Annotated in this window: 12 protein-coding genes; 7 read left to right on the top strand and 5 right to left on the bottom strand. The window is 69.6% G+C overall.

Annotated features, from left to right (window positions below):
* The first annotated feature begins 450 nt into the window (after positions 1-450).
* Complete coding sequence (locus tag NM1_RS35455; protein WP_084520355.1) at positions 451-1938, top strand: DUF349 domain-containing protein; 1488 nt, start codon at positions 451-453, stop codon at positions 1936-1938.
* Between the two features lie 36 nt (positions 1939-1974).
* Here NM1_RS35455 and NM1_RS35450 read toward each other — a convergent pair whose 3' ends face one another.
* Positions 1975-2571, bottom strand: coding sequence for an Rv2732c family membrane protein (locus NM1_RS35450; protein ID WP_068030633.1), 597 nt, complete (start codon positions 2569-2571; stop codon positions 1975-1977).
* A 272-nt stretch (positions 2572-2843) separates the two neighbouring features.
* Complete coding sequence (miaB, locus tag NM1_RS35445; RefSeq protein ID WP_373864088.1) at positions 2844-4499, bottom strand: tRNA (N6-isopentenyl adenosine(37)-C2)-methylthiotransferase MiaB; 1656 nt, start codon at positions 4497-4499, stop codon at positions 2844-2846.
* A gap of 159 nt (positions 4500-4658) precedes the next feature.
* Between miaB and NM1_RS35440 the strand changes: the two genes are divergently transcribed.
* From NM1_RS35440 to NM1_RS35415, 6 genes are all read left to right on the top strand, one after another.
* A complete protein-coding gene (locus NM1_RS35440) occupies positions 4659-5387 on the top strand; it encodes an amino acid ABC transporter ATP-binding protein (RefSeq protein ID WP_068030626.1) in 729 nt (242 codons plus the stop codon).
* 44 nt (positions 5388-5431) lie between these two features.
* Positions 5432-6265, top strand: coding sequence for a glutamate ABC transporter substrate-binding protein (locus NM1_RS35435; RefSeq protein WP_068030538.1), 834 nt, complete (start codon positions 5432-5434; stop codon positions 6263-6265).
* Between the two features lie 87 nt (positions 6266-6352).
* Positions 6353-7039, top strand: a complete 687-nt coding sequence (locus tag NM1_RS35430) for an amino acid ABC transporter permease (protein ID WP_084520352.1) — start codon at positions 6353-6355, stop codon at positions 7037-7039.
* A complete protein-coding gene (locus NM1_RS35425; protein WP_068030534.1) occupies positions 7036-7929 on the top strand; it encodes an amino acid ABC transporter permease in 894 nt (297 codons plus the stop codon). Before NM1_RS35430 ends, NM1_RS35425 begins: the two co-directional genes overlap by 4 nt.
* 112 nt (positions 7930-8041) lie before the next feature.
* On the top strand, positions 8042-8464 hold the full coding sequence (locus tag NM1_RS35420) for a YciI family protein (RefSeq protein WP_068030532.1): 423 nt from the start codon (positions 8042-8044) through the stop codon (positions 8462-8464).
* A 5-nt stretch (positions 8465-8469) separates the two neighbouring features.
* The gene (locus NM1_RS35415; RefSeq protein ID WP_068030530.1) at positions 8470-9738 is read left to right on the top strand and encodes an RNA polymerase sigma factor; all 1269 of its coding nucleotides are present in this window, start codon (positions 8470-8472) and stop codon (positions 9736-9738) included.
* A 177-nt stretch (positions 9739-9915) separates the two neighbouring features.
* Here the strand turns inward: NM1_RS35415 and NM1_RS35410 are convergent, their stop codons facing one another.
* From NM1_RS35410 to NM1_RS35400, 3 genes are all read right to left on the bottom strand, one after another.
* The gene (locus NM1_RS35410) at positions 9916-10722 is read right to left on the bottom strand and encodes a methyltransferase domain-containing protein (RefSeq protein WP_068030529.1); all 807 of its coding nucleotides are present in this window, start codon (positions 10720-10722) and stop codon (positions 9916-9918) included.
* 133 nt (positions 10723-10855) lie between these two features.
* The gene (locus NM1_RS35405) at positions 10856-12181 is read right to left on the bottom strand and encodes a lipase family protein (protein ID WP_084520351.1); all 1326 of its coding nucleotides are present in this window, start codon (positions 12179-12181) and stop codon (positions 10856-10858) included.
* A 213-nt stretch (positions 12182-12394) separates the two neighbouring features.
* A partial coding sequence (locus NM1_RS35400; RefSeq protein WP_303757309.1) for a CocE/NonD family hydrolase C-terminal non-catalytic domain-containing protein occupies positions 12395-13026 on the bottom strand: 632 nt, incomplete at its 5' end.

Raw genomic sequence — 13026 nt, 5'->3', positions numbered from 1 at the left:
CCGGCAACGTCCGTGCCCGCGTGTCCCGAACAGCCGCCCGGACCCGGCACGGCAGCGCAGCGGCGCGGCGCGGGTTCTCCGGCGAGTCGCAGACATCGCCCGCGGCGATACGGAACCGCGGAGCACCGCGATAAATGGGCATGGGGTCCGGGCCCGGGCGGGCGCCGGGCACTGTGGGTCGGCACGAGCGGACACGCCGACGACCGTGGCAAGGCCGGGAAACGACCGGTCGCCTTCCGGCAAGATCGCCGCACTGCGGCACGTGAGCAGGGTGGGAGCCGCGTCGACGCGGGGCAAAGCCACACACCGTAACGCGCGTTCGAGCCCTCAGCAACCCGTCCGTGTCACGCCACCCCCGGCAAGACACGGCAAATCCGTCGGCTGCCTGGTTGAATGGGATGAGCTAGGGCGTAACCAGGCAGCCGTGACGCGCGGCAGGGACGAGGAGCGATGACCGACAACAACGGAACCGAGAAGGCTACCCACCCGGATCCCGGCACGGACCAGCGCGCCGGCGACGCCGACGCGCAGCGGTCCGCCACACCGCGGCCCACGCCCGCCGATGCCGCCAAGCCCGGTCCCACGCCGCGTCCGTCCGGCGTGCCGAAGCCGGGCACGCGTAAACCCGAGTCCCCCAAACCCCATGCGGTCAAACCCGCCCCGGGGCCCGCGCAGGAGCACCCGCATCCGGTGGTCGTCCCCACGGTGAGCGATCCGAGCAAGTGGGGCCGGGTCGACGAGGACGGCACGGCCTGGGTGAAGACCGCCGACGGCGAGCGCGAGGTCGGCTCCTGGCAGGCCGGTGACGCGGCCGAGGGCCTGGCCCACTTCGGCCGTCGGTTCGACGATCTGGCCACCGAGGTCGCGTTGCTGGAGGCGCGGCTGGCCGCCGGCACCGACGCCCGCAAGACCAAGGCGTCCGCCCTCGCACTTGCCGAATCGTTGCCCACCGCGGCGGTCATCGGCGATGTCGACGGCCTGGCCCGGCGCCTGCAGGCGATCATGGAGCACTCCGACGAGGCCGCCGCGCATGCCAAGGAGGAGAAGGAGCGCACCCGCCACGAGCAGACCGAGCGCAAGGAGACGCTGTGCGCGGAGGCCGAGCAGATCGCGGCGGAATCCACCCAGTGGAAGGCCGCCGGTGACCGGCTGCGCGAGATCCTCGACGAGTGGAAGACCATCCGCGGCGTGGACCGCAAGGTCGACGACGCGCTGTGGCGGCGCTTCTCCAAGGCGCGCGAGGCGTTCAACCGCCGGCGCGGCGCGCACTTCGCCGAACTGGACCGGGAGCGGGCCGCGGCCAAGTCGCGCAAGGAGGAGCTGTGCGTGCGCGCCGAGGAGCTGTCCGACTCCACCGACTGGGTGGGCACCGCCGCGGTCTTCCGCGAGCTGCTGACCGAGTGGAAGGCCGCCGGTCGTGCCCCCCGGGAGGCCGACGAGCAGCTGTGGCGGCGCTTCAAGAGCGCGCAGGACGTGTTCTTCGCCGCCCGCAACGCCGCAGCCTCCGAACGCGACGCCGAATTCGAGCAGAACGCGGCCGCCAAGGAGGACCTGCTGCGCCACTACGAGGACAAGATCCCGGCGCAGCTGGATCCGGAGTCCGCGGCCCTCGACACCGCCCGCGCGGCACTGCGCGAGCTGCAGGACAAGTGGGACGCCATCGGCAAGGTGCCGCGCGAGCGCATCCAGGAGCTGGAGGGCAAGCTGCGCGCCGTCGAGCGGCGGGTTCGCGAGGCGGTCGACACCCAGTGGCGGCGCACCGATCCGGAGGCGGTGGCCCGTGCCGCCCAGTTCCGGGAGCGGGTGGCGCAGTTCGAGGAGCAGGCCGCCAAGGCCCGCGCGGCCGGTCGCACCCGCGACGAGGAGAAGGCCCTCGAACAGGCCAAGCAGTGGCGCGAGTGGGCGGAGGCTGCCGAAGGGGCGGTCACCCGGCGCTAGGGAGTTACTTCCGGCATGCTTTCGGCCGGAATCTCGCTACTGCTCGCCCTGGGTCTCGTCGGGGCCGCGGAGCCAGGTGCGTTCGTGCTTCTCGCGTTCCGCGGCGGCCTGGCGGCGCTGTTCCTCGGCCTCGAGATGGAGGGCGGTGCGGCTCCACACGACCTTGATCCAGTGGAAGGTCAGCACGATGACCGCGAGGGTGGCGAGGATCAGGCCGACGCCGGGGCCCGCGCCCTCGTAGTTCCCCAGGCCCGGGGTCTGCCGGTGCCAGATCGACAGCACGCCGAACACGCTGGCGATGGCGGAGCCGGCCACCGCGATCCAGGCCAGCACCCACCGGCGGGTGACCAGCGCCAGCGACGAGAAGCCGATGCCGAAGACGACGACGAACCATTCGAAGACCCGCGACGGCAGCCCGATGTGCTCGGCCTGGGCGGTGGAGTCGTAGAGCAGCACGTCCAGCCCGCGCGCCCCGCCGGCGTGCGGCAGCACCAGCGACAGCAGCAGCACGAACACCGACACCGCCACCACCATGGCGCGCGTGCCCGGATCGATCTCCCCCGCGATCTTGCGCTCGACGGCCTCGAGGTCGTCGCGGAACTCTTCGAATACCTTCGTCTCGGCCGGGTTCATCTGCTCCTCGTTCGGCTCGGCGGCCTGGCCCGCTGATTCGCCCTCGCGTGCGGAGGTGCCATCCGCCGGGATACTACCGTCCGTCGTACCACCGTCGGCCGACCGGTCATCGCCGGATTCTCCCGCCGAACTCTCCCGCCGTGCCTCGTCTTCGCCGCGATCAACCACCGGTCACCACCGCTTCATCGCCGTATCGGATCGTCCTCCGTGCGCTCTCACCGTAGTCCGCACCCGAATCGGGGATATCCCGCGCCCGGCGGCCGACCCGATCGCTATGTGCCGCAACCGGAGTCGCAACCCGCGCTCGCCGCGACCGGTTCCGGGGCGCCGATGGTGGGCAGGCCCAGGCCGACGCCGATGGGGGCGGTCTTGGGGGTGACGCCGCGTTCGTGGGCGTCGCCGGCGCGGGTGCGGCGGTGGGTGTGGACCGGGCTGTCGGCGATCAGGTGGTGCGGGGCGGCCTCGGTGATGTCGACGGTGACGATGTCGCCGGGGCGGATCGTGTTGTCTGCCGGTGGGCGGAAGTGCACGAGACGGCCGTCGCGGGCGCGGCCGCTCATCCGGGCGGTGGCGGCGTTCTTCTTGCCCGCGCCCTCGGCGACGAGCAGTTCCACCTCGGTGCCGATCAGCGCCCGGTTGGCCGCCAGCGACACCTCTTCCTGCAGCGCGATGAGCCGGTCGTAGCGCTCCTGCACCACGGCCTTTGGCACCTGGTCGGCCATCGTCGCGGCTGGGGTGCCGGGCCGGATCGAGTACTGGAAGGTGTAGGCGCTGGTGAACCGCGCCTGCCGCACCACGTCCAGGGTCTCCTGGAAGTCCTCCTCGGTCTCGCCCGGGAAGCCGACGATGATATCGGTGGTGATGGCCGCGTGCGGCATGGCGGCGCGCACCTTCTCGATGATCCCGAGATAGCGGCCCTTGCGGTACGAGCGGCGCATCGCCTTGAGGACGCGATCGGAGCCGGACTGCAGCGGCATGTGCAGCTGCGGGCACACGTTCGGCGTCTCCGCCATCACCTCGATGACATCGTCGGTGAACTCCGCGGGATGGGGCGAGGTGAACCGGACTCGCTCCAGACCGTCGATACTCCCGCAGGCCCGCAACAGCTTTGCGAACGCGCCACGGTCGCGATGCTCGTCCGCGTCGGCGAAGTTCACGCCGTAGGAATTGACGTTCTGCCCGAGCAGCGTCACCTCCAGCACGCCCTGATCCACCAGCGCCTGCACCTCGGCGAGCACATCGCCGGGACGCCGGTCCACCTCCTTACCGCGCAGCGACGGCACGATGCAGAAGGTGCAGGTGTTGTTGCAGCCCACCGAGATCGACACCCAGCCCGCATACGCCGACTCCCGCTTGGCGGGCAGCGTCGACGGGAACGCCTCCAGCGATTCCAGGATCTCGACCTGCGCCTGCTCGTTGTGCCGGGCCCGTTCCAGCAGCACCGGCAGCGACCCGATGTTGTGCGTGCCGAAGACGACGTCCACCCAGGGCGCCCGGCGCACCACGGTGTCGCGGTCCTTCTGCGCCAGGCAGCCGCCGACGGCGATCTGCATGCCCGGCCGCTCGGCCTTGACCGGGGCCAGATGGCCCAGCGTGCCGTAGAGCTTGTTGTCGGCGTTCTCGCGCACCGCGCAGGTGTTGAACACGACCAGATCCGCGGTCGCCCCCGCGGCGGCCCTGACGTAACCGGCGTCTTCGAGCAGGCCCGACAGCCGTTCGGAGTCGTGCACGTTCATCTGGCAGCCGTAGGTGCGCACCTCGTAGGTCCGCCCCGCCGAGGTGTCGGTGGTGGAACGCTGCCCGGCGGCACGTACTCCAACCTGCGTAGACGAATTCACCCGTCCAGGGTATCGGCTGGCGGAAATCCCCGGACGACCCCGCCGACCTGCGGCTGATCGGCCGTGATACGGGTCACCAATGTCAAGCATTGGTTAAAGGCAGGGGGCAACGGCGCGACGCATCTGCGAATATTGCGCATTTCCAGCACTTTCGCTCTAGGGTCTGTTTCCATGACCGACGCTGCCGACGCAACACCCGGCACTGCCACCGAGCCGACCACCCCCACCGACGCTGCCGACGCGCCACCGATGATTTCGATGCGCGACGTGGACAAGCACTTCGGCGATCTGCACGTACTGCAGGACATCAATCTCGAGGTGCCCAAGGGGCAGGTCGTGATCGTCCTGGGTCCGTCCGGATCCGGTAAGTCGACGCTGTGCCGAACCATCAACCGCCTGGAGCCCATCGACTCCGGCACCATCGCCATCGACGGCGTCGAGCTGCCCGCCGAGGGCCGCGGCCTGGCCAAGCTGCGCGCCGACGTCGGCATGGTGTTCCAGTCGTTCAACCTGTTCGCCCACAAGACCATCCTCGAGAACGTGATGCTCGCGCCGATCAAGGTGCGCCGCATCGACAAGAAGCAGGCGCACGAGAAGGCGATGCAGCTGCTGGAACGGGTCGGCATCGCCAATCAGGCCGAGAAGTACCCCGCCCAGCTGTCCGGCGGACAGCAGCAGCGCGTCGCCATCGCCCGCGCACTGGCGATGAACCCCAAGGTGATGCTGTTCGACGAGCCCACCTCCGCGCTCGACCCGGAGATGGTCAACGAGGTGCTCGAGGTGATGGTGTCCCTGGCCAAGGAGGGGATGACCATGCTCGTGGTCACCCATGAGATGGGCTTCGCCCGCCGTGCCGGCGACCGGGTGCTGTTCATGGACAACGGCCAGATCGTGGAGGACCGCGCTCCGGAAACGTTCTTCACCGCCCCGGAATCCGAGCGCGCCAAGGATTTCCTCGGCAAGATCTTGAGTCACTGACCCGTGGCAACCACCTGAGTACCACACCTTAGAGAGGGAATTAGATGAGGATCACCCGTGCGCTGCAATTCGGCATAGGCGCCCTGGCCGTCGCGGTCGTCGCGACAGGCTGTGGTGGCGGCAGTTCCAAGACTGCCTCCGAGCACGCCGCCGACGGCAAGCTCACCATCGGCATCAAGTACGACCAGCCCGGCATGGGCCTGCGCACCAAGGACGGCACGTTCTCCGGATTCGACGTCGACGTCGCCAAGTACGTCGCCGGCAAGATGGGCGTGTCCGAGGACAAGATCACGTTCAAGGAGGCCCCGACCCCGCAGCGCGAGACGCTGATCCAGAACGGGCAGGTCGATTACGTGGTCGGCACCTACTCGATCACCGACCAGCGCAAGGAGAAGGTCGACTTCGGCGGTCCTTACTACATCGCGGGTCAGGGCCTGCTGGTGCGCTCGGACAACACCTCCATCACCGGCCCGGAGTCGCTGACCGGCGGCAAGAAGCTGTGCTCGGTGAAGGGTTCCACGCCCGCGCAGAACATCCAGAAGAAGTACGCAGGCGACGTGCAGCTGCAGGAGTACGACACCTACGCGCTGTGCGTGGAGGCGCTGAAGTCGAACGCGGTCGACGCGCTGACCACCGACGACATCATTCTCGCCGGCTTCGCCGCGCAGAACCCGGGCCAGCTGAAGCTGGTGGGCAAGCCGTTCACCACCGAGAAGTACGGCATCGGCGTGAAGAAGGGCGATACGGAATCGCGCGGCAAGATCAACGACGCGATCGAGGCGATGGTCAACGACGGCTCGTGGAAGGCCGCTATCGACAAGAACTTCGCGGGCACCGGCTTCGAACCGGCCGCGCCGCCGCAGGTCGACCGCTACTGATTCGCACTCGTACGAGGGGCGATCTTTCCCGGATCGCCCCTCGCCCCAACAGATCCACTCCATGACGATCGGAGGGACACGTCCGCCGTGTTCGACTTGATCTCCCGATACCAAGACCAGTTGCTCGACGCATTCTGGATGACCATCAAGCTGACCCTGCTGTCGGCTGTCGGGGCACTGATCCTCGGCACCATCGTGGCCGCCATGCGGGTCTCGCCGGTGCCGGTGGCGCGCTGGGTCGGCACGGCGTACGTGACCATCTTCCGCAATACGCCACTGACGCTGATCCTGGTGTTCTGCTCGCTCGGCATCTACACCACCCTCGGCGTCAAGCTGGCCAGCGAGAGCAGCGGGCTGGACTTCCTGCCCACCAACAACTTCCGCTACGCCGTGCTCGGATTGTCCATCTACACAGCGGCTTTCGTCTGTGAGTCGATCCGGTCCGGCATCAACACGGTGCCGATGGGCCAGTCCGAGGCGGGCCGCTCGCTCGGCCTGACCTTCGGCCAGAACCTGCGCTATATCGTGCTGCCGCAGGCGTTCCGGTCGGTGATCGCACCGCTGGGCAGCGTGCTCATCGCGCTGACCAAGAACTCCACCATTGCCGCGGCGATCGGTGTCGCCGAGGCCGCCTTGCTGATGGCGGAGATGATCGAGACCGAGGCCGACGTCCTGGCCATCGGCGCGATCTTCGCCCTCGGCTTCGTGATCCTGACTCTGCCCACCGGATTCGTCTTCGGTTGGCTGGCACAGAAATTCGAGGTGAAGCGATGAGCTCGGGTGCCTCCGTCCTCTTCGACGCGCCCGGGCCGAAGGCGCGCGTCCGGCACAACCTCTACTCGGTGCTGGTCGCCGCGGTGATCGTCGGGGCGGTGTGGCTGGTCATCGACGCCCTCGGCAACAAGGGCCAGCTCGCCGCCGACAAATGGAAGCCATTCGTGGACGCGGAGGTGTGGGAGACCTACATCCTGCCGGGTCTGCGCGGCACCATCGTGGCGGCCGTGCTGTCCATCGTGTTCGCGCTGGTGATCGGCATGATCTTCGGTCTGCTGCGGCTGTCGGACCATCGCAGCGTGCGGATCGTGGCGGGCGCGGTCGTCGAATTCGCCCGGGCCATCCCGGTGCTGATCCTGATGATCTTCCTGTACGCGGTGATCGCGAAGTACGACCTCACCGACTCCAGCCAGTACGCGCTGACCGCCGTGGTGATCGCGCTGACGGTCTACAACGGCTCGGTCATCGCGGAGATCGTGCGCTCGGGTATCCGCTCGCTGCCCAAGGGGCAGTCCGAGGCCGCGGTGGCGCTGGGCATGCGCAAGGGTCAGCTGATGCGGATGATCCTGCTGCCGCAGGCGATCACCGCGATGCTGCCCGCGATCGTGTCGCAGATGGTGGTGGCGCTGAAGGATACGGCGCTCGGCTACCAGATCACCTATCAGGAGATCGTGCGGCAGGGTCAGCAGCTCGGTGCGGCCGAGCAGAACACGGTGCCGTCGCTGATCGTCATCGCCGTCATCATGATCGCGCTGAACTGGTCGCTGACCAGCTTCGCCACCTGGCTGGAGCGGCGCCTGCGGTCGCGCAAGAAGGGTCGCACGGTCGTTCCGGCCGCCGCGGTCCTCACCGACGCGGCGCCGGGCATGGATCTGACCAAGTCGCGGTAGTCCGGGCAGGTTCGCTGGAAGAATTTCGGTCGGCATTGTCGATCCGGGGCCCGCTCGTTCGACGTCTGGGTGAGCGGGTCGATCGGCGACCCGGAATCGAAGGAGCGGACCGATGAAGTACATGCTGATCATGCGCACGACCGACGAGGCGATCGAGGCGTCGAAGGACATCCCGTTCGAGCAGATCATCGAGTCGATGGGCAAGTACAACGAGGAGTTGATGAAGGCCGGCGTGGTCGTGGCCGGTGAAGGACTCGCCCCGGCCGAGGAGGGGTGCGTGGTCGACTTCTCCGGCGAGCCGCCGCTGGTGACCGACGGCCCGTACGGCGAGACCAAGGAGCTGTTCGCGGGCTTCTGGATCCTCGAGGTCGCCTCGCAGGAGGAGGCCGTCGAGTGGGCGAAGCGCGCACCGCTGGAGTCGGGTTCGAAGATCGAGGTGCGCCGGGTGCCGGGTGTCGAGGAGTTCCCGCAGGACAACGAGTGGGTCCAGAAGGAGATCGGCTGGCGCGAGGAGCTCGCGAACCGGAAGGCCTGACCGGGATGTCCGGCACCGAACGCCGCGCGCGCGATGCGGCGGAGTCCGCGCGGCGTTCGGTCGCGGCGGTGTGGCGCATCGAATCCGCGCGCATCGTCGCGACACTCACGCGGGTGGTCGGCGATTTCGGGTTCGCGGAGGACCTGGCGCAGGAGGCGCTGGCCGAGGCGCTCGCGCAATGGCCCGAATCGGGGGTTCCCGCGAATCCGGGTGCGTGGCTGACGACGGTCGCCAAGCGCCGGGCGATCGACGGCTGGCGGCGGCAGGAACGCTACGACGAGCGGCTGGCCTCGCTCGCGCGCGATATCGACGCGGAGGCCGAATTGCCGTGGGACCCGGACGCTATCGATGACGACGTGCTACGGCTGGTCTTCGTCGCGTGCCATCCGGTGCTGGCCCGACAGGCGCAGGTCGCGCTGACCCTGCGGGTGATCGGCGGACTGTCGAGCGAGGAGATCGCCCGGGCGTGCCTGGTGCCGGTCACCACCGTGCAGCAGCGCATCGTGCGGGCGAAGAAAACCCTTGCCGCGGCGAAGGTTCCGTTCGAGGTGCCGGAGCGGGCGGAATTCACCGAGCGGCTGGCCGGGGTGTTCGGCGTGCTGTATCTGATGTTCAACGAGGGTCACGCGGCCACCTCGGGCCCGGACTGGATGCGGCCGGAACTGAGCCGCGAGGCCATCCGGCTCGGCCGCATCCTGGCCGAGCTGGTGCCGTCGGAGGCCGAGGCGCACGCGCTGGTCGCGCTCATGGAGCTCACGGCCGCCCGTTTCCCGGCACGGCTGGACGCCGACGGCGACCCCGTGCTGCTCGCCGACCAGGACCGCCGGCGCTGGGATCGCGGGCTGATCGCGCACGGCCGCGCCGCCCTGGCCCGCGCCGACGCGCTCGGCCACGGCCGCCGGGCCTACGCGCTGCAGGCCGCGATCGCCGAATGCCATGCCGCGGCGCCGTCGATCGACGACACCGACTGGGACCGCGTCGTGCTGCTCTACGAGGCCCTCGCCCGACTGACCCCCTCCCCCGTCGTGGAACTCAACCGCGCGGTCGCCATCGCCATGGCCCGCGGCCCCGCCCCCGCCCTGCGCATCGTCGACCAGCTGGTCGCCGGTGGAACCCTCGCGAAATACCACCCGCTGTACGCGACCCGCGGCGAACTGCTGACCCGCCTCGGCCGCATGGAGGAAGCGCGCGCGGAATACGCCGCGGCGGCCCGCCTCACGGGGAACGAGCGAGAACGAAAAGTATTGCTGGACAAGGCGAACACGCAGGCGTGAGGGACCGGCCGATGGTGTCGAGCCCGAATCGTGCCCCTCTCCGGCGTACTTGCGTTCGCCCCAAGCGCAAACCTGGTTCGGTATGCGGACACGGCGCAGGCTGTGGGTGCGCCGTTTCCCGGCGGCCGGGTCACCCCACTCCCGGCGGCCGGGAAGCGGTCGTCCATTGCTCCCGCGCTAATCCGGGGCGCGGCCCCAGGCCTGGACCATCCGGGGGAGGCCGATCAGGACCTTCGGGTTGTCGACGGTGGCGCGGAGGTCGGCGAGGAGCTGGGACAGTTCGTCCGGGGTGGTGAGGTCGGCCTCCAAGGCCGCGTCGGCGATGTTCTCGACCGTGAGGACGCTGACGAGTTTCGAGGCCGGGTCCAGGCCCGCGGGCTGGTGGACGAAGGCGTGGATATCGCTCAGTCCGGCCTGCCGGAGCAGGTGCGGCAAGCGCGGGCCGATCAGCGGATCGGCACGGCGCTGCTGGGCGGTGCGGATGTAGAGGTCGTGGTAGCGGATGAATGCGGGGACGTCGGGATGGCACAGCGGGGCGGAGAAGTCGACGTCCTCGACCGCCACGACCCCGCCCGGCCGGACCGACCCGACGATCGCGGCCAGCGCCCGGCCCGGGTCGGTGAGATGTGACAGCAGGAATCGGGCGTGCGCGAGATCGAAGCTCTCCGAAGGGGTTTCGCGCAGGACGTCGGCCGTCCGGTACTCGACGTTCGCATACGCGTGCGCTTCCTGTCCGGCGAGTTCGACCTTGACCGGATCGATATCGGTGCCCAGCGCCCAGCCGGCCGGTCCCGCGAAATCGGCCAGCAGCAGGGTCACATCCCCACCCCCGGAGCCGACATCCCAGCACCGGTCCCCCGCCCGCACCGGCAGCCGCTCCAACAGGGCGCGGGTGGTCGGCTCCAGCACGGACGCGATCACCCGCAGCCGTTCCCGGCCCGCGGTTCCCCCGCGGATGATGTAGGACTCGCTGGGACCGGTCACCGCACCTCCCCGATCGCACTCGGGATTCCACTCGTCAGACTATCGAGCACCCGGGGAGAAGTCGCGCTTCCCGTCCCGCCGATTCCCTACCGGACGCCCCGTTTCGCGGCCGCACACGTCCCGGTTCGTTCCGTCAGCTGAACCGTCGCCCGGTGAACAGTCGCACGGCGAGCAGCGCCTGGCGCAGATGCCCGGTCACGCCCTGGACCGACAGCGCCATCGACCACACCGTCGCCGTGCTGTCCCGGTCGGCCTCGGGCTTTCGGTCCGCGAAATGCGCGTCGAGCCAATCTCCGACGATCGGCGCGGCGATGACCGCCAGCGATATGTGGCCGCTGAGCCGGTCGCGGACATAGCGCACGTGCGTGCCACCGGCCCGGTACCGCGCCACATGCTCGTCGATGGCCGCGGCGGGGACGATGAAGTCGTTCACGCCCTGCACGATGAACATCGGGATCCCGGGCGGGCGGTCGCCGGGCCGGACCTCGGCGAGGGCGGTGCGGACCTCCGGGTGGGCGAGCAGTTCGGTCAGGTCGTTGCCGTCGTCGCTGAGCCGGGTGACGGCGCCCCGCAGCACGATCTGGATCGTCGCGGCGAATTCGGTGTAGGCGAGCAGATCGAGGAATCCCGCGCTGAACCGGGGCCGCATCCGGTCCAGATCCGGGTAGGCGCGGCGCAGTCCGGCGATGCACAGCGCGACCAGTCCGCTGGCGGCCGCCCCGCTCACCCACCGGTTCAGCTGCGCCACGGCGCGGGTCGGATCGCCCACCGGGGATCCCGCGAATCCGGCGACGATATCGAGTTCCGGAGCGTATTCGGCCGCCAGCTCCGCCGCCCAGGAGGTGGCGAGACCGCCCCCGGAATACCCCCACAGACCGATCGGCGGCGCGGCGTCCAGGCCGAGCGGGGCGAACGACAGTGCCGCGCGGAGTCCGTCGAGGATGCGATAGCCGGGTTCGCGCGGCACCCCGAAGCGGCCCGCAGTGCCGACGTGATCGGGCACCGACAGGGCCCAGCCGCGGGCGAGGATCCCGGCGATGATCAGCAGCTCGAACTGCGGAACGGCGCCGAAAGCCCGGGCGCCGCGGCGCAGGGCGTAGGACGGAAGGCATTTGGGCGCAACGGCATCGATCGCGCACTGGTAGGACACCACCGGCCGGGCGACGGTGGGATCGGCGTCGCACGGCAGCAGTACGGTCGTCACCGTTGCCTCCGGGGCACCGTCCATATCGCTGGTCCGGTACAGCAATTGCCATGCCTGCACCTGCTGCGGAATCCGCCCGAACAGCGCCACCTCGACCCGGCGCGACCGCAGCACGGCTCCCGGGCGGTAGCCGTCGAGCGCCTCCGGCGGGTCGTAGAACGGATCCACCTCCGGGCGCAGGGTGCGGCCGGGCACCGATTCCGGATCGGTGGCGGTCCCGTCGATATCGGCGTCGGCATCGGCAACGAGGCTCATATGCTTCCTTTCGAGCGAGGATCCCCCGGCATCGCGCCTCGCGGCCCCGGGCCGCCGCCGATGCTCGCCTCCACGATAGATCGCATCGCCGCCTGAATACATTGCCCAGCAGGATAATTCGTTCGCATGCCGGGTATACCCCTACTCCGGAACAGGCGGGTAGCGGGAGGTTGCCTCGAAAACCCGTTGCCTGCGCCGGGGCGTCCCCAGCCGTTACGAAGGAGGCCGTCCGAGCGGCCCGGATGCCAGGAAGGTGAGGTAGCTGGGCCACGCCGGATCGATCACCACGCTCTGCGCGCCGATTCGCCGTTTCAGCGCCGGTGGCAGGTAGTGCCGCGGAAAACTGCCGGGCGCCACGGCGATTCGCAGGCGGTGACCGGCGCGCAGCAGTGCCTCGGTCGGGTTGATCTCGATGTCGAGATCGTACGGTTCGCCGGGCACCACCGGCCGGGCCGTCTCGACGCGCAGAGTTCGCCTCGGCGACAACAGTTCTCCGTCCACATACGTGCTGACGGAGTCGTCGATGGCGCGCAGCGACGACAGCAGCGCACCGCGGGTCAGCGGCGCCGAGACGCCCGAGGGTTCGACATCGGTGATCGTCACCGACCAGAACGCCTCGGTGCCCTCGGCACGGACGCGTAGATGCAGATTGAGCGGACCGGACAGCACCGCATCGGCGGTCAGCGGCTCCGTCGTGAAGGTGACCGCCGCGGCCTCCGCGCGGCGATCGTCCGAGGCGAACCGCCGGCCCAGCAGCGTGGCGGCGCCCAGCGACATGATCGCGGTGTTGTTCGAGGCGACGACGCGGCGGCCGGACGGCAACGGCAGCCGGGCGGCGGCGCCGG

This window comes from Nocardia mexicana NBRC 108244 (assembly GCF_001613165.1).
Lineage (GTDB): Bacteria > Actinomycetota > Actinomycetes > Mycobacteriales > Mycobacteriaceae > Nocardia > Nocardia mexicana.
This window is presented reverse-complemented; position numbering and strand designations above follow the sequence as displayed.